Annotated in this window: 23 protein-coding genes; all 23 read right to left on the bottom strand. The window is 37.9% G+C overall.

Annotated features, from left to right (window positions below; all coding sequences use genetic code 11):
• Window positions 1-47 precede the first annotated feature (47 nt).
• On the bottom strand, window positions 48-1076 hold the full coding sequence (locus ABDZ84_RS13845) for an L-threonylcarbamoyladenylate synthase (RefSeq protein WP_026681791.1): 1029 nt from the start codon (window positions 1074-1076) through the stop codon (window positions 48-50).
• A 430-nt stretch (window positions 1077-1506) separates the two neighbouring features.
• Complete coding sequence (locus ABDZ84_RS13840) at window positions 1507-1908, bottom strand: GNAT family N-acetyltransferase (protein ID WP_026681792.1); 402 nt, start codon at window positions 1906-1908, stop codon at window positions 1507-1509.
• A gap of 69 nt (window positions 1909-1977) precedes the next feature.
• Window positions 1978-2604 (bottom strand): stage II sporulation protein R, encoded by a 627-nt coding sequence (spoIIR, locus tag ABDZ84_RS13835; protein ID WP_026681793.1) that lies wholly within the window; start codon window positions 2602-2604, stop codon window positions 1978-1980.
• 84 nt (window positions 2605-2688) lie between these two features.
• Window positions 2689-3549 (bottom strand): peptide chain release factor N(5)-glutamine methyltransferase, encoded by an 861-nt coding sequence (gene prmC, locus ABDZ84_RS13830; protein WP_026681794.1) that lies wholly within the window; start codon window positions 3547-3549, stop codon window positions 2689-2691.
• A 1-nt stretch (window position 3550) separates the two neighbouring features.
• A complete protein-coding gene (prfA, locus tag ABDZ84_RS13825; RefSeq protein WP_026681795.1) occupies window positions 3551-4621 on the bottom strand; it encodes a peptide chain release factor 1 in 1071 nt (356 codons plus the stop codon).
• 418 nt (window positions 4622-5039) lie between these two features.
• Window positions 5040-5669, bottom strand: a complete 630-nt coding sequence (locus tag ABDZ84_RS13820; RefSeq protein ID WP_026681796.1) for a thymidine kinase — start codon at window positions 5667-5669, stop codon at window positions 5040-5042.
• A gap of 254 nt (window positions 5670-5923) precedes the next feature.
• Window positions 5924-6169, bottom strand: coding sequence for a type B 50S ribosomal protein L31 (locus ABDZ84_RS13815; protein WP_026681797.1), 246 nt, complete (start codon window positions 6167-6169; stop codon window positions 5924-5926).
• A 156-nt stretch (window positions 6170-6325) separates the two neighbouring features.
• A complete protein-coding gene (rho, locus tag ABDZ84_RS13810) occupies window positions 6326-7606 on the bottom strand; it encodes a transcription termination factor Rho (RefSeq protein ID WP_026681798.1) in 1281 nt (426 codons plus the stop codon).
• 471 nt (window positions 7607-8077) lie between these two features.
• Window positions 8078-9049 carry a class II fructose-bisphosphatase gene (gene glpX / locus ABDZ84_RS13805; protein WP_026681799.1) on the bottom strand — a complete coding sequence of 324 codons (972 nt, stop codon included), beginning with the start codon at window positions 9047-9049 and terminating at the stop codon, window positions 8078-8080.
• An 84-nt stretch (window positions 9050-9133) separates the two neighbouring features.
• Window positions 9134-10420 carry a UDP-N-acetylglucosamine 1-carboxyvinyltransferase gene (locus ABDZ84_RS13800; protein WP_026681800.1) on the bottom strand — a complete coding sequence of 429 codons (1287 nt, stop codon included), beginning with the start codon at window positions 10418-10420 and terminating at the stop codon, window positions 9134-9136.
• Between the two features lie 130 nt (window positions 10421-10550).
• On the bottom strand, window positions 10551-11192 hold the full coding sequence (fsa, locus tag ABDZ84_RS13795; RefSeq protein WP_026681801.1) for a fructose-6-phosphate aldolase: 642 nt from the start codon (window positions 11190-11192) through the stop codon (window positions 10551-10553).
• A 35-nt stretch (window positions 11193-11227) separates the two neighbouring features.
• Window positions 11228-12085 (bottom strand): class II fructose-bisphosphate aldolase, encoded by an 858-nt coding sequence (locus ABDZ84_RS13790; protein ID WP_026681802.1) that lies wholly within the window; start codon window positions 12083-12085, stop codon window positions 11228-11230.
• A 100-nt stretch (window positions 12086-12185) separates the two neighbouring features.
• Window positions 12186-12545: a response regulator gene (locus ABDZ84_RS13785; RefSeq protein WP_026681803.1), complete on the bottom strand. Its 360-nt coding sequence runs from the start codon at window positions 12543-12545 to the stop codon at window positions 12186-12188.
• Between the two features lie 222 nt (window positions 12546-12767).
• Window positions 12768-12965: a hypothetical protein gene (locus ABDZ84_RS13780; RefSeq protein WP_166530104.1), complete on the bottom strand. Its 198-nt coding sequence runs from the start codon at window positions 12963-12965 to the stop codon at window positions 12768-12770.
• 481 nt (window positions 12966-13446) lie between these two features.
• On the bottom strand, window positions 13447-13686 hold the full coding sequence (locus ABDZ84_RS13775; RefSeq protein ID WP_026681804.1) for a hypothetical protein: 240 nt from the start codon (window positions 13684-13686) through the stop codon (window positions 13447-13449).
• 167 nt (window positions 13687-13853) lie between these two features.
• The gene (gene pyrG / locus ABDZ84_RS13770; protein WP_026681805.1) at window positions 13854-15467 is read right to left on the bottom strand and encodes a CTP synthase; all 1614 of its coding nucleotides are present in this window, start codon (window positions 15465-15467) and stop codon (window positions 13854-13856) included.
• Between the two features lie 238 nt (window positions 15468-15705).
• Window positions 15706-16197, bottom strand: coding sequence for a DNA-directed RNA polymerase subunit delta (gene rpoE, locus ABDZ84_RS13765; RefSeq protein ID WP_026681806.1), 492 nt, complete (start codon window positions 16195-16197; stop codon window positions 15706-15708).
• Window positions 16198-16481: 284 nt separating this feature from the next.
• Window positions 16482-17093, bottom strand: coding sequence for a TetR/AcrR family transcriptional regulator (locus tag ABDZ84_RS13760; protein WP_034679226.1), 612 nt, complete (start codon window positions 17091-17093; stop codon window positions 16482-16484).
• A 29-nt stretch (window positions 17094-17122) separates the two neighbouring features.
• Window positions 17123-18268, bottom strand: coding sequence for an acyl-CoA dehydrogenase (locus ABDZ84_RS13755; protein WP_026681808.1), 1146 nt, complete (start codon window positions 18266-18268; stop codon window positions 17123-17125).
• Window positions 18269-18280: 12 nt separating this feature from the next.
• Window positions 18281-19414, bottom strand: a complete 1134-nt coding sequence (locus ABDZ84_RS13750) for an acyl-CoA dehydrogenase (RefSeq protein WP_026681809.1) — start codon at window positions 19412-19414, stop codon at window positions 18281-18283.
• A 32-nt stretch (window positions 19415-19446) separates the two neighbouring features.
• Window positions 19447-20298, bottom strand: coding sequence for a 3-hydroxybutyryl-CoA dehydrogenase (locus ABDZ84_RS13745; protein ID WP_026681810.1), 852 nt, complete (start codon window positions 20296-20298; stop codon window positions 19447-19449).
• A 44-nt stretch (window positions 20299-20342) separates the two neighbouring features.
• Window positions 20343-21527, bottom strand: coding sequence for an acetyl-CoA C-acetyltransferase (locus ABDZ84_RS13740; RefSeq protein ID WP_026681811.1), 1185 nt, complete (start codon window positions 21525-21527; stop codon window positions 20343-20345).
• A gap of 215 nt (window positions 21528-21742) precedes the next feature.
• Complete coding sequence (locus ABDZ84_RS13735; protein ID WP_026681812.1) at window positions 21743-23845, bottom strand: (Fe-S)-binding protein; 2103 nt, start codon at window positions 23843-23845, stop codon at window positions 21743-21745.
• Window positions 23846-24397 lie beyond the last annotated feature (552 nt).

The following is a 24397-nucleotide window of genomic DNA, read 5'->3' as shown; positions in this document are numbered from 1 at the left end:
AAAGACATTCGAATCAATCGAACATATATTCGTCTTATGGCATTGCCTCAATTTAATTCTATATACTGGCTTGCAGCTTTTTTTAAACGATTCATCACTGCCTGTCCGATCCCTTTCTCTGAAAAGGACTCACTAATAATAATGTCAACTTTTCCGTTCTTGAACGTTCGTAATGCATCATATAATTTTGACGCGATTTGAGTAAGATTATCTCCTAGCGGGATGACTTCATCCGCAGTTAAATGGTTGGTAGCCTTTGTACTTGCCATTAAGCCCACCAGCTTTCCCTCCATTTTCAACTGGTTGATTTTTCGTTGAATCGCTTCTAAAGAACCCTCCACAATATATAAAGGAACTTCTGGTGAATAATGTTTATATTTCATACCTGGTGATTTAGGTCTTTCGGATTGATTTGCCAAAGCTGGATCAATCATAACAGCCCCAGTTATTTCTTTTATTTCCTCCTGTGTAATGCCACCTGGACGGAGGATAATAGGAATATCTTGTGTACAATCTATCACCGTTGATTCCAATCCAACACCAGTTGTTCCGCCATCCACTACCCCAGCAATTTTCCCTTGTAAATCAGTCCAAACGTGTTCCGCACTAGTAGGACTAGGCTTTCCTGATAAATTTGCACTAGGCGCTGCTATTGGTAGATCACATACACGGAGTAACCACCTTGCTATCGGATGACTTGGGATTCTCACGCCAATGGTTGATAAGCCCGCTGTTACGTTTTCTGCACATACCCCATTACTCGGCAAAACAAAAGTAAGCGGTCCAGGAGCAAAAGCTTCCATTAACTTATCCACATATGCGGGCCATCCACACACAAGTCGCTCTAACTGTTGTTTATTAGCAACATGTGCAATAAGCGGATTATCCTGAGGTCGACCCTTGGCTACAAAGATTTTGCTAACCGCCTCAGAATTGGTAGCGTCTGCACCTAATCCATAAACTGTTTCGGTTGGAAATGCTACCGTTTCGCCTTGCTTTAAAAGTGTGGAGGCTTCTTGAATCATCTCTATATCTATTTTTTCTTGTTTTGTTAATTTCCAATACTTTGTTTCCATCAATGTTGTTACCTCTTTTCTACTATAATCATTTTAGTAGATAGCAGATGTTTTCGCAATGGAACAAGTATACATTCAGCTTGCATAAATACTCTGTACGTTCCCTAACTTATCTTTTCCTTGAAACTTGAAAAATAAAATTCGAAGCTAAATGAAAAACACCCTCGGTCGATTCCTAAATGAACAAGCAGCTGTTGATCCTAGAGTATTCTAAGCATTTCCCATAGAAAGCAAGAAGTGACTCATCTTAATTTCCCTTCAACTAGATAACTATAGAGAGTTAAGTTATACACATCATCACAATTCAATTTATCCACAGCATTATTCTTTAATAATTTAGTTATACTAACTAATGTTTGAATTATACACATTTATCCACAATAAATACGGTGGATATCCACAGTTTTTGTTGATATGTTTGTGGAATTCCTTAGGACACATGATACAACCACCAATTACCGTTTGATTTATCATACTTATCCACGAAAACTTTTTCCTTTTGTGGATGGAATTGTAACGCTTCCAATAAGATATCAACAACCGGCTGATGACTATGCACATATACTCGCTCAGCATGCTGCTGCTTAGCCATTAAAAGGATAGATTCTAATAAAACAGGAAGATGCGCCGCTTCTGATTGTGTAATATATAGTTGCTTTAACCAATAAGTTCCTTCTTCCATTTCTTCTAGTATAAAGCAACCTTCTATCTCTCCTCTTAATTCAACCACATACCCTTTCCGAAGTAGACTTTCTTGATTCACATTAGGGTTATTTTTTAAAAAATGCTCTATTTGTTCAGAAGAAGCTTTATAAGCTGGAATTAAATTCATTTTATTCACCTCTATCTAGATTTAATAGTCTTTAACCATTTACCTCATTCTATGCAAAAAATGGTATATCTATGACCACCCTAGCCATTCAAATAGAAAAAATTTGACCTCCGTTTTTTCCTCTTGCTTTGCCATTTCTTGCTCCTCTGCTTCCTTTTTCTCCTTCGATTCAGCAGCTACAGCACTAGTACCATTTGAAAAATCAAGAAAACACAATGGAGGAAATAGAACACACCACCAATTAGCACCTTGTCCCTTACCTATCGTGATGAGAACCGCTTCATATTCACCAGCTGGGTAGACGTATGAACCATACACTTTTGCTGGAAACGTTACGTTCTTTCCATATTTCACTTGAAAAGCATTAGAATTACCTGATTCATCCATAGCATTAGCTATTATTTCCTTAATTTCTGGTGTACGTTCCTCTATTAATCTTCTAGCTGCTTCAATGTCTGTAATCTCTTCTACCCATTTGGTGATTTCTTCATTTACTCGATCTCGTACAAGTCTTTTTAATTGTTGATCTTCCTCACTATCACTGTTCGCTAGAATTCGTAAGCGAATGGCATCATCAGGTATTACTTGATACGATTGATTCATACCCTTTTCATCGGTATCCTTACCGGTAATTTGTGCAGGTATACTTAACATAAGAATAACTATTATAAAAACAAAAAATACTAGTTTCTTCATTATCCTGTACCTCCCTACTAACTATAGAAAACAGTATTGTCAGGAAGTGATAAATTTAAACTAGTATTCGATAAAATCATATTTTTATAGCTTTGCAAACAAGATACGATCCTTGCCGTTTATGTCCTTTAGAACGTTTATGTCACTATTAGGATACGTTTTTTTCACTAGGAATGTCACAGCTTCACCTTGTTCATGACCAATTTCAAATGCAATACAGCCATTCTTACGTAATACCTGTTTAGACTGGGATAGAATTTGTTTATATGCTGCAAGTCCATTTTCATCGGCAAATAAGGCAAGCTCGGGGTCAAAATTCTTAACAGTATCCGATAATTCTGATACCTCATCTCTTGATATATAAGGAGGGTTTGAAACAATAATATCTACCTGCATATGCTGCTCTATTAATGGTATTAAAAAATCTCCTTGATAAAAACGTATATTGGTATGATAATGCTGAGAATTTTCTCTTGCTGTAGCCAATGCTTTATTAGATATATCAGTGGCATATATAGAGGCATTTTTTAATTCTAACGCAAGTGTAATCGCTATAATGCCACTTCCAGTCCCCGCATCCACAATTGTTGGTATCTTATCCACAATCTTCGAATTTGTATATTGTATAACATGTTGTACAAGCTCTTCTGTCTCTGGTCTCGGGATAAGTACATGTTGATTAACATGGAATGTTCTACCATAAAATGATTCATAGCCAATCAGATGTTGAATGGGTACCCCTTGTTTAGCATGCTTCACTATATCCTTTTCATATCTTGCTATCACTTCTTCCGGTACGGAGTCACGCATTGTCACAAAAAATTCAGAGCGTGAAACCTGTAGGTGATGCTGCAGAAGAAGTTCTGCTACTCTTTTTTCCCTATGATGCTTTTCTAAAAAAAGAGAAGCCCATTCGAGGACTTCATATTGCCTATTCTTTTTCATACTATTCACCAATTTGCTCCAGCTTTTTAGTTTGCTCTTCCATAACTAATGCGTCAATAAATTCATCTAGTTTACCTTGCAATATTTGATCCAACTTTTGTATAGTTAAACCGATTCGATGATCTGTCACACGATTTTGCGGGAAATTATACGTACGAATACGCTCCGAACGATCTCCAGTACCAACAGCAGATTTTCTATTTTCATCATACTCGGCTTGTGCTTCCTGTTGATACTTATCATAAATACGGGCACGAAGTACCTTCATAGCTTTTTCTTTATTTTTAATTTGAGATTTTTCATCTTGAATCGAAACGACAACTCCAGTTGGAAGATGTGTTAGACGTACTGCTGACATCGTAGTATTAACACTTTGCCCACCAGGTCCGCTGGATGCAAACGTATCAACACGGATATCCTTTTCATGAATATCCACTTCCACTTCCTCAGCTTCCGGTAGGACTGCCACGGTCGCTGTAGAGGTATGAATCCTTCCTCCGGATTCTGTTTCCGGAACACGTTGAACCCGATGTGCACCATTTTCAAATTTAAGTTTAGAAAAAGCGCCTTTACCGTTTATCATAAAGATAATTTCTTTATAGCCACCAACACCTGTCGTACTCGCTTCCATTACTTCAATTTTCCAGCCATACTGCTCTGCATAGCGAGAATACATACGATATAAATCTCCAGCAAATAGTGCTGCTTCATCACCACCAGCTGCACCACGAATTTCCATGAACACGTTTTTATCGTCATTGGGGTCTTTTGGTAATAGAAGAATCTTCATTTTATCTTCTAGTTCTACTATATTATCGTTGAGCTCGGTTATCTCCAATTTCACCATTTCTTGCATTTCTTCATCTAGATTATCTTCTAGCATTTCCTTTGCATCCTTCAGTTGGGATGTCATATCTTTATACTCTCGAAAAGCTTGAACAACATCTTCCAGCCCAGCTTGCTCTTTTGAATATTCACGTAGTTTCTTGGAATCATTTATAATTTCCGGATCACTTAACATTTCATTTAATTTATTGTAACGATCTTCTAAAGACTGTAAACGTTCTAGCATCACGGCCACCTCTTTCTGATTAACAGTATAATTATAGTATACTCACGTTATGAGGTCAAAGTTATACCCACTTGCTCATCTATTATATGATTTTTTCTATTACACATACAGAATATATTTATGCATTGTTATACAGCGAAGTACAAAACAATTTTAACTTAAAACCAAATGTTTAGTTGTCGCTTGTACTTCCTTCTTATCATTCTATTCTTATACAACCAGTTTATCGGGTTTAAAACGCTTTTAAACAGTAAAAACAAAGGATATATAAAGCGAAACTGCAATTAGTGGGGATTATATTTAATATAGAAACTGGAATATACGAGGCTCCTGCGAAAAAAGAAACGATGTAAAGCCCAAGAGGGCTGGACGCAGAAAGCGAGTATATTCCAGTATGTAGGTATGGAGCTGCTTTTAGTCAACCCCTTGATCTTGATAGCTTCGATAAGCTATTTAAAATAGCATTCGTTGGTTTATTAGGCACTTCGTGATGATGGCGGCATCTTGGCTCATAAGACTCCGATGCTCCGACTAAAATAATTGGATCATCATACGAAGCGGGCTTATTATTAATCAAACGTTGTGTACGGCTAGCTGGTGAACCGCAAATCGGACAGATGGCATTCAGCTTCGTCACCGACTCACTTAAAGCCATTAGCTTCGGCATTGGTCCAAATGGTTCTCCGCGAAAATCTGTATCCAAGCCAGCAGTAATCACACGAATCCCTTTATTTGCTAATTCTTCAACTGTGTCAACTATATTCTCATCAAAAAATTGGACCTCATCAATGCCAACGATGTCTACTTTTTCATCCATATGCTCTAATAACTCATCTGAACTACTCACCGGTCTAGCAATAATTGAAGTACCGTTATGCGAAACAACTGCCTCTTCTTCATATCGATTATCAATAGCTGGTTTAAACACTCGTACTGATAGGTTTGCATAGGTTGCTCGACGAACACGGCGGATTAGTTCTTCAGATTTACCAGAGAACATACTGCCACATATTACTTCGACCCAACCACTTTGCTTCATCACATACATGATAAGTGTCCTCTCTTTCAATAATTACAATGTATCTTAGTAGTTTACCCGTCATTTATTTTACCTTACATGGAAATAAAGCATTTATTAAAAAACGCTGTTAATATATCAGAATAACATGATAACGTCTGGTTCGTCCTCTTTCCACATTCTCTCGTAGTAAAAAGTAAAAAACAGGCAAAGATTAGACGTTTTGCCTGTTTTTAAGGTTATTTTCAATAATTCTAGCTAGGACATCAACGTGTTCCTGCTATTTATTTCATATTATATTTTTTCTTGAATCGATCTACGCGGCCGCCAACTTTATCAGCTTTTTGTTTACCAGTGTAGAAAGGATGTGATTCTGAACTGATCTCCACACGAATCAATGGGTATGTGTTACCATCTTCCCACTCAATTGTTTCGTCAGAAGACTTTGTTGAACCACTCAAGAATTTAAAATCTGAGCTTGTATCAAGAAATACTACTTTTCTGTATTCTGGATGAATTTCCTTTTTCATGTTATTCCACTCCTTTTTGCCCTGAGTCCTTTGGAAACAGAGTTATTGTAAGAGCCGTCATAGGTACAATACCTTATCTAAACTCACATAAAAAGATTATAACAGTCTGGCCATCTGAATGCAATAGTATAGAATTAAATAATTGAAGTTGACGCTTTACCTCTTAGTGCCACGGCGTTTCATTTCTTCGTCCATTAATTGGAAAAATTCTTCATTATTTTTTGAAGATTTAAGCCGCCTTAGGAAACGTTCGAGGAAGTCATTTGAATCTTGCATTGTTTTACGGATTGCCCACATTTTATCTAGATGGGCTTTTTCTACAAGTAATTCTTCTTTTCTTGTACCTGAACGTAGAATATCAATTGCAGGAAAGATTCTACGTTGGGCAAGGTTACGATCTAAATGTAATTCCATGTTACCTGTGCCCTTGAACTCTTCATAAATTACATCATCCATCCGTGATCCTGTATCAACTAATGCTGTAGCAAGAATTGTAAAGCTTCCGCCTTCTTCAATATTTCTCGCTGCTCCAAAGAATCGTTTTGGACGGTGAAATGCCGCAGGATCAATACCACCAGAAAGTGTACGCCCGCTTGGAGGGATAACCAGATTGTATGCTCGCGCCAGCCGCGTAATACTATCCATTAGCACAATAACATCACGTTTATGCTCCACTAAACGCATTGCTCTTTCCAGCACTAATTCTGAAACTTTAATATGACTCTCTGGTACTTCATCAAATGTAGAACTTACTACATCAACATCAGGATGTACAGATCTTTCAATATCAGTTACTTCCTCTGGACGTTCATCAACAAGTAGAATAATAAGCTTTGCATCTGGATGGTTTTCAGAAATACTGTTTGCGATCTCTTTTAGAAGCATTGTTTTACCAGCTTTAGGGGGTGCAACAATTAAACCTCGTTGACCATAACCTACCGGTGTCATTAAATCAATGATACGCGTAGACAATTTATTTGTTTCTGTCTCAAGTTTCATTAGACGATCTGGATACAATGCCGTTAGAGCTGGGAAGTGAACTCTTTCCTTCGCTGTTTCAGGATCATCACCATTTACCGCATCTACATGTAATAACCCGTAATATCTTTCATTTTCTTTAGGTGGACGAACTTTACCAGATACTTTATCCCCATTTCGTAAATCAAAGCGACGAATTTGCGATGCAGATATATAAATATCCTCTGCACTCGGGGAATAATTAATAGGTCTTAAGAAGCCGAATCCTTCTGATGGAATAATCTCTAAAATCCCATCCATAAATAGATACCCATCTTTTTCAGCCTGTCCTTTTAAAATTGCAAAAATAAGTTCTTTTTTCGTTAACTTTGCATAATAAGAGACTTTATACTCCCTTGCTAATGCATAAATTTCTTTCAATGTTAACGTCTCCAGATGGGAGATAGTTAATCCTGCCATAAAATCACCACGCCTATTTAATATTAAACATAGAAAAAATATAATTACTAAAACCCATTGCATTATTACGAGTTTGTGATTTTCACTTCTTTTTTGGAAGGTCTGTCCTTGTAGAAATGAAGAAAATTTCGGAAGCTAGATTAGAAGTCCAACGATATAATCATGTATTAAACATATACCATAATACTCTTTTGATGATTAATATTCAACACCATAATGACAAATATCATAGAAAATCTTAAAGATTTAGAGGTTGTGTCATCATTTACATTGAGGTAGCTAGTGATTATTTATTACGTATATCACTAATTCCAATTATTGTTCGCTTTTAAAATACAGCACATGCTAAATTTTGTAGTTTATATAGAAAAGGAAGCCACTACACTTGACTGGCTTCCTTTTCTATCATCTCTAAAAAAGAAAGTATAGCTACACACAACAGTTGTAACCACATTTCATTATTTTCATACGTTATTCTGGTTTAATAACAAGATCAGGTTTTTTCTGCAGGCTATGCGCACCATCAATAAATCGTACTGTACCACTTTTCGCACGCATTACAATGGTTTCTGTTTTAGCCTTTGTACCCTTAAATTGTACACCTTTTAGTAATTCACCATCTGTTACACCAGTAGCCGCGAAAATAGCATCATCACCACTACAGAAGTCTTTCATCGTAAGTACTTTGTTCAAATCAGCTATTCCCATTTTTTCACAACGTTCTTCTTCCTCTGTGTTAGATGGCACGAGCTTCCCTTGCATTTCACCGCCTAGACATTTTAATGCAACTGCAGCTATAACCCCCTCAGGAGCACCACCAGTTCCCAGTAAAATGTCTACACCCGTTTCATCAAAAGCGGTGTTAATTGCACCTGCTACATCACCATTAGAAATTAATTTAATACGCGCTCCTGCGTCACGAATTTCTTGAATCAATTTCTCATGTCTAGGTCTATCTAGAACAGTTACCACAACATCTTCAACAGCTTTATTTTTTGCCTTTGCTACTGCCTGAAGGTTTTCTATCGTTGATGCATTGATATCAATCTTCCCAACAGCCTCTGGTCCAACAGCAATTTTCTGCATATACATATCTGGTGCATGTAATAATGTACCTTTGTCAGCAATAGCAATAACTGCTAGTGCATTCCATGAACCATTTGCAACAATACTTGTACCTTCAAGTGGATCAACAGCAACGTCTACTCCAGGTCCATGACCTGTGCCAAGCTGTTCCCCAATATATAACATTGGAGCTTCATCCATTTCTCCCTCACCGATAACTACAGTACCTTGCATTGGAATAGTATCAAATACATCACGCATAGCTGTTGTTGCTGCATCATCTGCTTCATCTTTTTTACCTCTACCCATCCAACGAGCAGATTTTAATGCGGCTGCTTCGGTAACCCGAACCAATTCCATTGTTAAACTTCTTTCCATTACGTATCTCTCCCTTTTGTAAAATATCCTCATCCCGAGAAGAATTTTTACAAAGGTATTCCCTAACCTTATGCTAACTTCTCTCTAAGAATTCTGTAGTTGTATAATTTCTTGATCTGTCAATTCTTCACGCCAAATTTTAGCACCTAGGTCGGTTAATTTATCTGTGATTTTCTCATATCCTCGATCAACATGATCGAGTCCAGTTATTTCGGTAACTCCATCTGCCATAAGTCCAGCAATTATTAATGCGGCACCTGCTCGGAGATCCGTAGCGTTAACTTTAGCAGCTTGTAGCTGAACGGGGCCAGAGACAATAGCAGATCCACCTTCTACTTTAATAGACGCATTCATTCTTCTTAATTCATCTATATGCTTTAAGCGAGCAGAATAAATCGTGTCTGTAACCACACCCGTATTTACCGCTTTCGTCAACAAGGTAGTAAATGGCTGTTGTAGGTCTGTCGGAAATCCTGGGTAAACAAGTGTTTTTATATCAACACTTTTCAATGGACTTTTAGGAGCAATAAGTAACTGTTCCGCACTCTCTTCAATAGATATCCCCATCTCACGTAGCTTAGCTAAAAGTGATTCCAAATGAGGAGGAATTACATTATCGATGATAACCTCTTTCCCTTGTGCTGCAGCAGCTATCGTGTAAGTACCTGCTTCAATACGATCAGGGATAATAGTATGTCTGCAACCATTAAGCGAAGGTACTCCTTCAATCCGGATTACATCCGTACCTACCCCTTTTATTTTTGCTCCCATATTCGTAAGCAGTGTAGCCACATCAATTATTTCAGGTTCCTTTGCAGCATTCTCAATAACTGTTTTTCCTTTTGCCTTTACTGCAGCTAACATGATATTGATTGTTGCACCAACGCTTACAACATCAAGGTAGATTCTTGCACCTCTAAGTTCATTCGCCCGAAGGTAAATAGCTCCTTGTTCATTCGTTACCTCTGCACCAAGTGCTTCAAACCCTTTAATATGCTGATCGATTGGACGTGGTCCTAAAAAACAACCACCCGGAAGTCCGATAACTGCCTTTTTAAATTTTCCTAGCATTGCTCCCATAAAATAATAGGAGGCTCTAAGCTTTTTCACTTTCCCATTAGGGAGAGGCATGGCAATCATATTCTCAGGATTGATATGAACGGTTTGTCCATCCCAGGAAACCGTACCACCGATTTCCTCAAGTAAATCGCCTAATGTATATACGTCTGAAATCTCTGGTAGTCCTTCAATAGTTACATTAGAATCAGCTAAAATCGCGGCTGGCAATAGCGCTACAGCACTATTCTTCGCTCCGCTGATTCGTACTTTGCCATTTAGAACATGGCCACCTTCAACTAACATTTTTTGCATTAAGATAACCCCACTTAGGCAAGGAACATGATTAGCATCGAATTATGCTAACATTGACTTGCAAACTTATTTGCAGCAAGTACTGCTGCTTCTGTTCCTTAGGATGTGTACTTCTTCCATTATTATGCAATTATTTTTGCTTATTCCAATCAGCAAGGAATTTCTCGATTCCCTGATCAGTTAATGGATGTTTTACCAGCTGCTCCAATACTTTAAACGGAATAGTAGCAATATGCGCACCCTTTTTAGCAGCATCTATAACATGTAGTGGATGACGTATAGAAGCCGCAATTATTTGTGCATGAATATCATGTTTATTAAATATCTCTGAAATGGTTTCAATTAATACCATACCGTCATGGCCAATATCATCTAATCTACCTAGAAAAGGTGAAACATACGTAGCTCCTGCACGCGCAGCAAGTAGCGCTTGATTAGCATTGAAAATTAGCGTAACGTTGGTTTTAATATTCAATTCGCTAAATGCTTTAACAGCTTTTAGTCCTTCCAATGTCATTGGAACTTTAACTGTTATGTTTGGTGCGATTGCCGCAAGTTCTTTCCCTTCACGAATCATTCCTTCTGCATCCTCGGAAATCACCTCTGCACTCACAGATCCAGAAACTTCTTCTGTGATTTCACGTAATCGATCGTGAAAAGATACATCCTCTTTAGAAACTAAACTTGGGTTAGTTGTGACACCATCTAAAACGCCAAGTGCATTTGCCTCACGAATTTCATCAATATTGGCTGTATCAATAAAGAATTTCATTGATTGTCGCCTCCTAACTAATAAGCTGTTACCGATTATGCTTGTTGTGATGAACCAAATTCACGCATCTTGCCAATAACGGTTTGCTTGATTGCTTCTGTACCAGGTCCTAGGTATTTACGTGGATCATAAAGCTCAGGCTTATCTTTTAATACTTGACGTACAGCGTTTGTTTGAGAGATTTGGTTCTCCGTATTCACATTGATTTTCGCAGTACCTAAAGAAATAGCACGCTGAATATCTTTAGTAGGGATTCCCGTACCACCATGTAAAACTAACGGTAATTTAACAGTTGAAAGAATTTCTTCCATTTCTTTAAATCCTAAATTGGGTTCTCCTTTGTATGGTCCGTGCACTGAACCAAGCGCTGGAGCTAAACAATCAATACCAGTTTGATCCACTAATTCTTTACATTCCTTTGGATCAGCATAAATAACACCGTCTGCTATCACATCATCTTCTTGACCACCAACTGTTCCCAATTCAGCTTCAACGGATACACCATGAAGATGAGCTAGTTCCACAACCTTTTTAGTAATTGCTATGTTTTCTTCAAGTGGATCATGAGATGCATCAATCATTACGGATGTAAAGCCAGCGTGAATAGCTTCTGCACACTTAGCAAAACTTGAACCATGATCTAAATGTATAGCAACAGGTACGGTTGTACCATACGATTCCATAAGTGCCTTCACCATTGATACAACAACGTTGAAGCCACCCATATATTTAGCAGCACCTTCTGATACCCCAAGGATTACTGGGGAGTTCTCTTCTTCTGCTGCCTGAAGAATCGCTTGTGCGTATTCCAGGTTATTTAAATTGAACTGACCAACTGCATAACCATTGTCTTTCCCTTTTTCTAGCATCTCTTTCATTGATACTAATGGCATATATATCCTCCTCTTAGATGAACTATGCACCTATTTGAAAATAATTTAATTACAATATTAGAATACCAACAACAACTCAAAGTCGCAACAATCCTGCTAGTCAACCAATAATTGATTTGACCAAATCACATACTTCTTGGATATTAAAAGGCTTCGTTAGCACACTTTCTACGTTGCTACAATCTTCATTCTCACGAATAACTTCTTCTGTTATACCGCTCATTACAATAGTTCGTGTAGATACACCTGTTTGATTCATCAATCGTATTACCTCGAATGCATTATAAATTGGCAGCTTATAATCAATCATTAATAATTGGAAAGAAGAGGAAGTGACTTTGTCCAATCCTTCTTTACCTGTTTTCGCAGTTTCCACATGATAACCTTCATTTGTAAGGATATCTGTCAGTAGCATACAGATTCCAGGTTGGTCATCGACAATTAAAATTTTCTTTTTCATATAATGAATATCCCCTTTCCAAAAGCATTTATCCCCCATCACTTATATTCTATATGAACAAGATGATATCCTGCTGTCATATTAGGTTTTTACTGATTATACATACTCAACTCGTAAGAAGCGCAAGGAAATAGACCTAAAAAAACGGAGCAAAATTCGCTCAGTCCTTATCACTAAATGCTCAGATTTAAGCTTCCTCTAGTAGCTATTATGGAATAATAGCTACTGCTTGACCACCACTCCGGCTGCCCACTTCCCTTTCCGTGGGGTTTGTCCTTCAGCTAACTTTTTTAGCAAAACCCGCTCAAAAAAGTGGATCTTCAGGTCAAACATTTCCCACAGGAGTTGAAGTGGCCGCCCTTCGCTATTATTAGGCTCTACAACGCTAGCATGAAGTAACACAGCTGCTTTTATACTCACGGATAGCGATTTTCACTTTACCCATTGTAAAAAAAGTCAACCTATTACTTATGACAGTATTGTTGCACCTTCTCATAGCGGAGACTAATTACGTAGACTCCTGCGGGAATTGCGCGAGCCGAAAATCCACTTTGCAACGTGTTCTTCTTTGCAAAGTTAGTTGAGGCCGTGCCCTCGGAAAGCGAAGTAATTAGTCGGAGCACCAATATACATCTAACATTTCAAAATAACTACTTGGCTTAACGCAGTCATTGCACCGATTTTATACTTTCTTAACTTAGTACAAAAAAACATTCATTTCCCTTAAAGCAACAGAAGAGGGTTTTTTAAAAGGAGGAAAGACTCCAGCGAAAAGTGGGCAACCAAAGCGCGTACGCCTGACAAAATAGTGAAACGCTTTTATAAAGTGAAACTTCAATCAGTGGGGATTTTGTATACCCTCACTGATTGTTCGTACCACAAGGGTATGATCTAAAGGCCTTTAAACCAATCGGACATTTACTGGCAGTCGATCCCCACTTATCCATATTGGGTTCATCATTGCGTGAGGTGGGGGCTTACTGCCTATTATATGTAAGATAAATCCAGAGGCAATCCTTACAAGCTGAACTGAGATACTCTCTATGACATGATGAATGGTGTAAGCTATATCATTTTCTTGAAGTTTGATTTCTAAATCTAGCGGCAAAATTATTTGATTCATGTTATAATGTTTAAACATAAAAGGATGCCTCCGATTCTGTTATGGTGTGGTTACTTTAACTTTATCAGAAGGTATCCTTTTTGCGTACAAAAATTATTAAATTAGATAAAAAAGTGTCACACACCAATCAACTGGTGCGTGACACTTTTTTATTCTACTGGGTTTTGTCCCAGCCTCTTGATCCATTATTTTTTCGCTTCATTTTGTTTTACTGCTGCTCCAATAAATCCTTTAAATAACGATTGAGGTCTTGTTGGACGGGAGGTAAACTCCGGATGAAATTGACTAGCAACAAACCATGGATGATCTTCAATTTCAATTGTTTCAACAAGTCGACCATCTGGACTTGTACCAGAAAAGACAAATCCATGTTCTATCATTTGGTCACGATACGCATTGTTAAACTCGTAACGGTGTCGATGTCTTTCTTCAATAAATTCTTCACCATCATAAGCTGCTCTTGTTTTCGTATTGTCTTGAAGCTTGCAAGGATATATACCTAACCTCAATGTACCACCTAAGTCAGAAACATCTTTCTGCTCTGGTAATAAATCAATAATTGGATAAGGTGTACTCGGATCAATTTCTGCTGAATGTGCTCCTTGCAAATCCAGTACATTACGAGCAAACTCAACTGTTGCTAGTTGCATCCCTAAACAAATTCCCAAAAATGGGATTTTATTTTCTCTAGCATATTGAATAGCTACAATTTTCCCTTCTATACCACGATCTCCAAATCCTCCCGGAACTAAGATACCATCTACATTTTCTAAAGATTTATGAATCGTTTCCTGATCTAGCTTCTCAGAATTAATCCAATGTACATTAATATCTGCATCATAAACAAAACCAGCGTGTTTTAATGCTTCGACAACGGAAATATATGCATCCGGTAATTCAACATATTTCCCAACAAGTGCGATATCCACTTTTTTGGATAAATTACGTACTTTAGATACAAGCGTTTTCCACTCTTCCATATCTGCTTCTTGGCAATCAAGTCCAAAATGACTACATGTTAGTTGATCTAATTGCTGTTCCTGCAAGGAGATAGGCACTTGATATAGCGTATCTGCATCTCGCATTTCTATAACCGCTTTTTCATTAATATCACAGAATAAAGCAATTTTTTCCTTCATTTCTTTGCTAATCGCACTTTCTGTACGTAATACAATTACATCAGGTTGAATTCCTAGCGAACGTAACTCTTTAACACTATGTTGGGTAGGCTTCGTTTTCATTTCACCAGCAGCCTTAATATAAGGAACAAGCGTACAATGCAAATACATTACACTATCTCTTCCTACATCCTTCTTGATTTGACGAATTGCTTCTAAAAATGGCAAGGATTCAATATCACCTACTGTGCCACCGATTTCGGTTATCACTACATCTGCACCTGTTGCTTCACCGGCACGAAAAACTTGCTCTTTAATTTCATTAGTAATATGTGGAATGACTTGAACTGTTCCACCTAAATAATCGCCTCTACGTTCTTTACGAATTACACTCGAATAGACTTTACCGGTTGTTATATTACTATATTTATTCAGATTAATATCAATAAATCGTTCATAATGCCCCAAGTCCAAATCTGTTTCCGCGCCGTCCTGGGTTACATATACTTCCCCGTGCTGATAAGGACTCATCGTTCCAGGATCAACATTAATATATGGGTCAAACTTTTGAATAGTTACCTTTAGACCGCGATTTTTCAACAAACGTCCCAAGGAAGCAGCTGTAATTCCTTTCCCTAAAGAAGATACAACTCCTCCAGTCACAAATATATACTTTGTCATCGTCTTTCCCTCTTTCTTTACATGATTTTCTTATCTTGATTTGTTAAATGAATGGGTAAATGATGGGTAGCTTTATCTATTACATTTATCTTGTACTTATCTGCTGAAAAATAATAAAAGCGCCTCCCCAAGTTGGATGGGGAAACGCTTCGATAATTAAAATAAAAGAGCCCAATTTAAATTGTACTGATCCAGCTATAAAAAGTCAAGCTTACTTCAAATCCATTATTTAACACTTTTAACGCTCTAACTCTTCATTATCGTCATCGTCTTCTTCATAATCCTCATCATTTTCATCAAATTCTTCATCGAATTCCTCATCAATCTCTTCATCCATATCATCGATATCAAAATCGTCTTCAAAAATCTCTAGATCATCTTCTACAACATCTAAATCATCTTCTACATCTTCTTCTTTTTTCTTCTTCGCTTTTTTCTTCTTTTTAGGTGCGACGGTAACTTCTTCATCCATTTGCTCTACAGGATACCAGCGTTTTAATCCCCACATATTTGAACCAGTAGTAATAAAACGACCATCTACGTTCAAATCCGTATAAAATTGGGCAATATTAGCTTCTTTTTCTCCGTCTGTAAATCCTTTTAATTCTGCTATCTTATCAAATACGTCTTTAAAATGAAAAGCTTTTTTCTCATCCAAAAGAATTAAATTAGCTACTTCAATCATAGACATATGTTGAATTTCTTCGTGGCTATAATTTTTCAAGCTCACGGTAACGCACTCCCTTTACTTGTATATTGATGGCTTATTTTGCCTAATTTAACTATTTGTTTATTGAATAAGTATTTCTAGTAGTCTTCCTACTACCTTTAACCATACCATACATTATAAACAAATATACAGGGTTTATGCTAGCAATTAAGCAGAAAAAATATGAAGCTTTTTACGGTTTCACTATTTTTTAATATTTAGAAGTCTAAAAATAGCATACATATGCAGTAGTACTTTTTTGTAAATCTTGATATATTGAATTTAAGAAGTAATCGGTGATGGATTTATTCCGAAGCAGTTATACTGCTCATCAAAAAATGGATCTGTCTATCCATGTACTCTTCAAGCGTAAATTGTTTTTGTAGCATCCATCTTCTAAACCCCCACATTTGTCCTTGTATAAAAATATTATTTGCTAGCAATTCTCGATCTCGCTGAGAAATTGAACCGGGAAAACAAGTAGAGATGACACGCTCAAGCATAGATACCATGTCTCTTTCCTTTTGCAATACATATTCTTTTATCTCTTTTTCTAAAGATTTCACTTCCTGATACATAATAAGTACTTCTTCTTGCATTTCATCCATTAATCGGAAATATGAACGAATTGCATTTTTAAAATGATCCACAGACGAATTATTCAAATCAATCTGCGCTTCTAAACGTTCAGACACCTGCTGATAAATAGAATCACATACAAGAAATAGCACATCTTCCTTCGTCCTAATATATTCATATAAGGTTCCAATGCTGAAGCCTGATGCCTTAGCTATTTCTCTGGTCGTCGTACGATGAAATCCTTTTTCTTTAAAAAGCGTCATTGCACCTTTAATCATTTGATTTCTGCGCTTTTCTACTAACTCTTGATCTTTTATGGAAGAAAGAATGGGATCCATATTCTTCTTCACCTCCTACTTCTACCGATCTACTTTCCGGAAGTTATCATTCTTCCTATTACTAAGCGTTGTATTTCATTGGTACCTTCATATATTTGTGTAATCTTGGCATCACGCATAAACCGTTCAACTGGATAATCTTTCGTATAGCCATAACCACCAAATATCTGAACCGCTTCAACCGAGATCCGCATCGCTGCATCCCCTGCAAACAGCTTTGACATGGCCGAAGCTTTTCCATAAGGCTGCCCCTCCGACTCTAGCCAGGCAGCTTGATAAGTTAAAAGTCTTGCCGCTTCTATCTCCGTTGCCATATCTGCAAGTTTAAAAGAAATACCCTGATTATGAGCGATAGGCTTGCCAAATTGTTCTCTTTCTTTTGCATAAGCGGCAGCAGCATCTAATGCTCCTTGGGCAATACCTAGCGCTTGTGCAGCTATTCCATTGCGTCCTCCATCTAGCGTTGACATTGCAATTTTGAACCCTTCACCTTCACTACCTAACAGATTCTCTTTAGGAACTCGACAATTTTCAAATACGAGTTCTGTTGTAGGTGAGGAACGTATACCTAACTTCTTTTCTTTTTTACCAAATGTAAAGCCTTTTGTACCTTTTTCTACAATGAATGCGCTAATTCCTTTATGTTGCTTATCTGCATCTGTTTTTGCAAATACGATATAAATATCTGCTACACCACCATTAGTAATCCACACCTTGTTTCCATTTAAAACAAAATGATCCGCTTCTTCCTTTGCCGTGGTTTTCATGGAGACAACATCACTACCAGCCCCTGGCTCAGACAGTGCGTACGCTCCAAGCGCTTCACCTGTAGCTAGCCGTGTAAGGAAATTCTTTTTCTGTTCTTCATTTCCATATTTGTAGATTGGCCAGCTCGCCAATGATACATGCGCAGATAGCGTAACTCCTGTCGAAGCACAAACACGGGAAAGCTCCTCTACAGTAATGACATAACTCATGTAATCTGCGCCTATTCCTCCATATGCTTCTGGCCAAGGTATCCCCGTTAATCCTAGTTCAGCCAGTTTATGAAAGATTTCTCTATCAAACCGTTCTTCTTCGTCACGTTCAGCTGCGGTTGGTTCAACCTCTTTTTTGGCAAATTCTGCAACCATTTTTCGCAGCATTTGCTGTTCATCTGACAGTTGAAAGTTCATTACTGTCCCCCCTTAGTTATTAAGTAGATGTTTGGCAATTACGATATGCTGTATTTCACTAGTACCTTCATAAATCTCGGTAATCTTGGCGTCTCTAAATAACCTTTCCACAGGATAATCCTCGGTATAACCATAACCACCATATATTTGCACTGCCTCAATGGCATTTTGAACAGCAGCCTTCGATGCATATAGTTTTGCCATGGAAACTTCCTTCCCACAGTCGTTCCCCTGTTCAACAAGAGAAGCAGCTTGATAAACAAGTAACCTTGCAGCTTCTGATCGAGTTGCCATATCAGCTAATTTAAAGGAGATTCCTTGATTATCTGCAATAGACACACCAAATTGTTTTCGTTCCTTTGCATAATTTGTTGCATATTGCACAGCTGCTTCACCTATACCTAAAGCTTGAGCTGCGATTCCAATTCTTCCAATATTTAAATTATGCATGGCTATGTTAAATCCTTCACCTTCTTTTCCTAGCAGCTGCTCTTGTGGTATTTCGCATTGATCAAATGTTAAAGAAACGGTATTAGATCCATGTAATCCCATCTTTTTTTCTCTTTTCCCAATGCTTAATCCAGGCGTGTCTTTCTCAACGATAAAAGCGCTTATATCCTTCTTTCCATCGCCAGTACGAGCAAAAGTGATATATGTATTTGCTTCTCCACCATTTGTGATAAAAATTTTTGATCCGTTCAATATATACTTGTCTCCATGTCTTACTGCCCTTGTCCTTAAACCACTTGCATCTGAACCAGCACCAGACTCCGTTAATGCAAAAGCACCAATATATTGACCAGATGCTAATTTTGGTAAGTAGTACTGTTTTTGTTTATCAGTCCCAAAATAAAGAATTGGATTTGTTCCCACAGAAGTGTGGACAGATAGTATAACACCAATGGTTGCACTAACTTTTGAAATTTCGTGAATGGTTTGAATATAGGATGTGTAATCCATTCCAGCTCCGCCATATTCTTCTGGGATTGGGATACCCATTAACCCTAAATCCCCCATCTTCTTTAAGACTTCTCGTGGAAATCTATCTTCTGCTTCCATCCGTGGGATTTCTTGAACGATTTCTGTTTCTGCGAAATCTTTTACCATTTTACGTAGCATTTTTTGCTCTTCGGTTACCTGTACCATTAGTATTCCCCCTTTTGTCGATTCATGTTGAATCAGTTATACACATAAAAACCTTTTCCTGACTTTTTCCCAAGCCAACCAGCTTTGACATATTGTCTAAGTAACGGACAAGGGCGATACTTACTATCCGCAAAGCCTTCATGAAGAACTTCCATAATATATAGACATGTATCTAAGCCAATAAAATCTGCAAGTGTAAGTGGCCCCATCGGATGATTCATTCCTAGTTTCATAGATGTATCAATATCCTCTACGGAGGCTATACCTTCATATAATGTATAAATGGCTTCGTTAATCATCGGCATCAAGATTCGGTTGGAAACAAAACCCGGAAAATCATTGACCGCAATTGGTGTTTTACTTAATTTCTTCGCCATATCTTCAATGATTTGGTAGGTTTGATCACTTGTTTGTAAGCCGCGAATAATTTCAACGAGCTTCATTACCGGAACAGGATTCATAAAATGCATACCGATAACCTGCTCCGGTCTGTCTGTTACTGCAGCTATTTCGGTTATTGGTAAGGATGAGGTGTTAGACGCAAGAATCGCATCGACGGGAGCGATGACGTCTAATTGGCGAAAAATGTTTGTCTTTACCTCCATATTCTCAATAACCGCTTCAATAATTAAATTAGCTTTGGAAGCATCCTGTAGCGTTTCTGATACAGATAAGCGTTGTAGCGTTTCCAATTTTTCTTGCTCTGTTATCCTTTTTTTTAGCACAGACCGATCCAATAGCTTCTGAATCGTCTGCATCCCTCTTTCCAATGCAACAGCATTGTTATCATTCAATTGTACTTTGAGACCTGATTGTGCACACACCTGTGCAATACCTGCTCCCATTTGTCCTGCGCCAACTACCATAACTCGTTTAATTTCCATGTTTTACCTCCTTTAGAATCCCTTTGTATATACGTTTATTGCTATTACTTCGGTACCTCAATCAATATTGCATCCCCTTGGCCACCGCCACTACAAATAGCAGCAATACCTAAACCACCGCCTCTGCGTCTTAATTCGTATATTAACGTTAAGATAATTCTCGCTCCGCTCGCTCCAATTGGATGTCCTAAAGCGACCGCTCCTCCGTTCGCATTTACCTTCTCCTTATCAATTCCTGCTATCTTTCCACTTGCTAACGAAACTGCCGCAAAAGCCTCATTGATTTCAAATAAATCAATATCATCCTTTTTATACCCTGTCTTCTCTAGCAGCTTATTAATAACAAGCCCTGGTGTTTTCGGAAAATCTTTCGCAGGAACAGCTATTTCTGTATGCCCTTGGATGATTGCAAGTGGTGTTTTTTCCAGTTCCTCAGCTTTTTCATCTGACATTACCACAAAGGCACAAGCACCATCGTTAACACCAGGAGCATTCCCAGCTGTAATCGTTCCATCCGTGTCAAAGGCAGGTCTTAACGTACTTAATTTTTCTAGACTTGTATCTTTCCGAGGGGCTTCGTCCGTATCAACGATAACTGCATCCCCTTTACGCTGAGGGATTTCTACTGGAATGATTTCTTTAGCAAATTTCCCTTCCTCTATCGCTTTAACTGCACGTTGATGACTTTGGTACGCCCATTCATCCTGCTCTTCTCTAGTCAATTCGTACTCTTGAGCTGTTGAGTTTCCATAAACACCCATATGAACACCCTTAAAGGAACAGGTTAAGCCATCGTGGACCATCATATCGATTACTTTCTTATCACCCATGCGATTACCCCACCGAGCATCAGGAAGAATATACGGGGCATTGCTCATACTCTCCATTCCTCCAGCTACAATTACTTCTTCATCACCTAGCCGAATTAATTGATCAGCTAGTGTTACACTACGTAATCCAGAAGCACATACTTTATTAATGGTTTCTGTTTTTACCTCCCATGGAATACCTGCTTCTCTTGCTGCTTGACGAGATGGTATTTGTCCTTGTCCACCTTGCAAAACATTTCCCATAATCACTTCATGAATATCTGCGCCATTCATATCCGCACGTTTTAATGCTTCTCCAATTGCCTTACCGCCAAGTTGCGATGCCGTTAATGGCTTTAACGCACCTCCAAATTTACCAAAAGGCGTTCTTGCACCTGCGATAATTACTGATTTTCTCATCTTAAAACATCCCTTCTTTTTTTGATTACGCTTTCTTTATGATTGAACGCTCGCTCAAACAATCTTCTAATAAAAAGCTTGGCATAACCTCCAACCAAGACGCGACGTTGCTTTTCATTTATTGGAAAATAGAGGAGGATGGCTCCCCCTCACATTTCTCTGAGTAAACCGTTGCTTTTCCATAAATATAATAAACGTAATATATAACTAGCTGCTTAAGCACTCTTTACCTCTTCTTCTCTAAACACAGATAACGCAAGTATTTCTGCTACGTCCATCGTGCTAATATCCTCTTCTACTTCTTTTGCTTTTGTACCATCACTTATCATTGTTAAACAGTATGGACATGCACTAGATATCATGTTTGGCTGTACTGCCATCGCTTGCTCCGTACGTGCTACATTAATTCGGTTACCGGTTGTCTCCTCTGACCACATAAGTCCCCCGCCAGCACCACAGCACATACCATTCTCCTTGCTGCGATTCATCTCTACTAATTCTAATCCTGGAATGGAACGAAGTATTTCTCTAGGAGGATCATACACTCCGTTATATCTTCCTAAATAGCATGAATCATGATAAGTTAGACGCTGATTTATTTCACGTTGTGGTTCAAGCTTTCCATTTAGAACTAAATCATATAGTAATTGCGTATGATGGTATACTTCAGCTTCAAATCCAAAATCAGGGTATTCATTTTTAAAAATATTATAAGCATGTGGATCAATGGTAACGATTTTCTGAACATTATTTTTTGTGAATTCTTTAATGTTCTTCTCAGCAATTTCCTGGAATAAAAACTCATTTCCTATTCTCCGAGCTGTGTCTCCTGAATTGGCCTCTTTATTGCCTAAAATTGCAAAGCTTATACCTGCTTGATTCATTAATTTAGCAAATGCAATAGCAATTTTTTGACTTCTGCTATCATAAGCCCCCATTGAGCTTACCCAAAATAAATATTCAAATTCCTTATCTTCTTTCTTCAACTCTTTTACTGTAGGGATATATACTGCTTCATCCTGCTCTCGCCACTTGATTCGATCTTTTTTAGACAGTCCCCAAGGGTTTCCTTGCCTTTCAATATTCATCACCGCACGTTGGACGTCCTGATCCATTTTCCCTTCCGTCATAACAAGATAGCGGCGCATATCAATAATAGTTCCTACATGTTCATTATTTACCGGACACGCATCCTCACAATTTCGACATGTCGTACACCCTGATAATTCTTCTTCTGTAATAACGTCTCCGATAAGACTTGCGCTTTGAACCGTTGCTGCTGCTTCATTATCTGCACTTGCACTGTTTCCTTGAGTATTTGAAAAAGCATATGCAGGAACCCATGGTGATTTACCAGTAATAGCTGCGCCCTTCTCCGTCAAATGATCACGTACTTTAATCATTATGTCCATTGGTGACAGCATTTTTCCTGAACCAGCTGCAGGGCATACATCTGTACATCTACCACACTCGACACATGCGTAGAAGTCTATCATTTGATGCTGCTCAAAATCTTCTACCTTGCCTACGCCGAAAGAAATCTCTTCTTCGTCTGCTTCTTCATCCATATCAAAATCAAGTTTTTTTAGCTTGCCTGGTACACGCTTACTTAAAAACACATTTACAGGCGCAGCCAATAAGTGAGCATGTTTAGATTGTGGTACATAAACTAAGAAAGTTAGAATTGTAATTGTATGCACCCACCATGCTATATAAAATAGTACCATTGCTACCGTCGGTGTAATCCATCCAAATACTAATGCTATGGAACTAGCAATTGGCTCAGTCCAAGTCGGATCATGTCCATGCCATAGAAGTGCCATTCCATTTCCAAATAACACGGAAATCATTAAAGTCCCAATAAATATTAGCACTAGTCCCGCTTTAAACCCTCGCTTCAGTCGGACAAGCTTTTCCATATAACGGCGATAAAATGCCCATGCTACTGCGACAAGAATCATTAATGTAACTAACTCTTGGAAGAATACAAACCCTGGATAGAATATACCGAGTGGTAAGTGATTGTCCGGAGATAGCCCTTTTATAAACATATCAATAGCACCGAATTGGACAAGAATAAACCCATAGAACATCATGACATGAATAATACCGGATTTTTTATCCTTTAATAATTTTGATTGTCCAAACACAATTTTTCCAATTCTTCTGAATCTTTCTTTGAAATCACGATCAAATTCTGATTTTCTGCCTAGCCTAATATAGGCTACTCTAGTTGCCACAACCTTAACGAATAGGTAAATACCATAGATTGTGATTGCTACAAAGGCCAATGCGTTAATAAGCAGAAATGTTTCCATTCATTCGCTCCCCCTAATCATGTAGTAATCTATTATAATGTGAAATTTTCATTGTTACTAACAATGAAAGATTTATAACCACCATGATAGCGATTCCATTTTTCAGAAAAATAACTTCATTTAAAATCTTATGTATCCCTACTATAAAATATGAATGATCATTCAGTCAACCTTTTTTTGCTATAGGCGATTTCACCTTCTGTTTCACTATGCAACAGTATATAGGTTAGAATGCAGGTAGATAGTAATAGATCAATGCTATCTTAATTATTCCAAATAAACATACTATTCACAAGTATCAACTCCAATAAATCAAAATCTCCTCTTTGCTTCCGCGGAAGTTGGAATGTTGCCCACGTAATGCGAAGTGTATATCCCCTGGAGGGTCAGGATTGCTGTATAGAGTAAAGCTTCAATCATTTGGGGTATTACTGCCAGCTATATGTGGGATAAAGAATTAAGAAAAACGGAGCAAAATTCGCTCCGTCCTTATCACTAAATGCTCAGATTTACGCTTCCTCTAGTAGCTATTATGGAATAATAGCTACTGCT

Origin of the sequence: Virgibacillus salarius, assembly GCF_039521925.1 — a bacterium.
GTDB lineage: Bacteria > Bacillota > Bacilli > Bacillales > Amphibacillaceae > Virgibacillus > Virgibacillus salarius.
This window is presented reverse-complemented; position numbering and strand designations above follow the sequence as displayed.

What these genes read in the sequence shown, in the direction of transcription:
- ABDZ84_RS13845 (WP_026681791.1), bottom strand. Translation starts at nt 1,076, where the DNA reads ATGGAAACAAAGTATTGGAAATTAACAAAACAAGAAAAAATAGATATA.
- ABDZ84_RS13840 (WP_026681792.1), bottom strand. Translation starts at nt 1,908, where the DNA reads ATGAATTTAATTCCAGCTTATAAAGCTTCTTCTGAACAAATAGAGCAT.
- spoIIR (WP_026681793.1), bottom strand. Translation starts at nt 2,604, where the DNA reads ATGAAGAAACTAGTATTTTTTGTTTTTATAATAGTTATTCTTATGTTA.
- prmC (WP_026681794.1), bottom strand. Translation starts at nt 3,549, where the DNA reads ATGAAAAAGAATAGGCAATATGAAGTCCTCGAATGGGCTTCTCTTTTT.
- prfA (WP_026681795.1), bottom strand. Translation starts at nt 4,621, where the DNA reads ATGCTAGAACGTTTACAGTCTTTAGAAGATCGTTACAATAAATTAAAT.
- ABDZ84_RS13820 (WP_026681796.1), bottom strand. Translation starts at nt 5,669, where the DNA reads ATGTATGTGATGAAGCAAAGTGGTTGGGTCGAAGTAATATGTGGCAGT.
- ABDZ84_RS13815 (WP_026681797.1), bottom strand. Translation starts at nt 6,169, where the DNA reads ATGAAAAAGGAAATTCATCCAGAATACAGAAAAGTAGTATTTCTTGAT.
- rho (WP_026681798.1), bottom strand. Translation starts at nt 7,606, where the DNA reads ATGGCAGGATTAACTATCTCCCATCTGGAGACGTTAACATTGAAAGAA.
- glpX (WP_026681799.1), bottom strand. Translation starts at nt 9,049, where the DNA reads ATGGAAAGAAGTTTAACAATGGAATTGGTTCGGGTTACCGAAGCAGCC.
- ABDZ84_RS13800 (WP_026681800.1), bottom strand. Translation starts at nt 10,420, where the DNA reads ATGCAAAAAATGTTAGTTGAAGGTGGCCATGTTCTAAATGGCAAAGTA.
- fsa (WP_026681801.1), bottom strand. Translation starts at nt 11,192, where the DNA reads ATGAAATTCTTTATTGATACAGCCAATATTGATGAAATTCGTGAGGCA.
- ABDZ84_RS13790 (WP_026681802.1), bottom strand. Translation starts at nt 12,085, where the DNA reads ATGCCATTAGTATCAATGAAAGAGATGCTAGAAAAAGGGAAAGACAAT.
- ABDZ84_RS13785 (WP_026681803.1), bottom strand. Translation starts at nt 12,545, where the DNA reads ATGAAAAAGAAAATTTTAATTGTCGATGACCAACCTGGAATCTGTATG.
- ABDZ84_RS13775 (WP_026681804.1), bottom strand. Translation starts at nt 13,686, where the DNA reads ATGTTTAAACATTATAACATGAATCAAATAATTTTGCCGCTAGATTTA.
- pyrG (WP_026681805.1), bottom strand. Translation starts at nt 15,467, where the DNA reads ATGACAAAGTATATATTTGTGACTGGAGGAGTTGTATCTTCTTTAGGG.
- ABDZ84_RS13760 (WP_034679226.1), bottom strand. Translation starts at nt 17,093, where the DNA reads ATGGATCCCATTCTTTCTTCCATAAAAGATCAAGAGTTAGTAGAAAAG.
- ABDZ84_RS13755 (WP_026681808.1), bottom strand. Translation starts at nt 18,268, where the DNA reads ATGAACTTTCAACTGTCAGATGAACAGCAAATGCTGCGAAAAATGGTT.
- ABDZ84_RS13750 (WP_026681809.1), bottom strand. Translation starts at nt 19,414, where the DNA reads ATGGTACAGGTAACCGAAGAGCAAAAAATGCTACGTAAAATGGTAAAA.
- ABDZ84_RS13745 (WP_026681810.1), bottom strand. Translation starts at nt 20,298, where the DNA reads ATGGAAATTAAACGAGTTATGGTAGTTGGCGCAGGACAAATGGGAGCA.
- ABDZ84_RS13740 (WP_026681811.1), bottom strand. Translation starts at nt 21,527, where the DNA reads ATGAGAAAATCAGTAATTATCGCAGGTGCAAGAACGCCTTTTGGTAAA.
- ABDZ84_RS13735 (WP_026681812.1), bottom strand. Translation starts at nt 23,845, where the DNA reads ATGGAAACATTTCTGCTTATTAACGCATTGGCCTTTGTAGCAATCACA.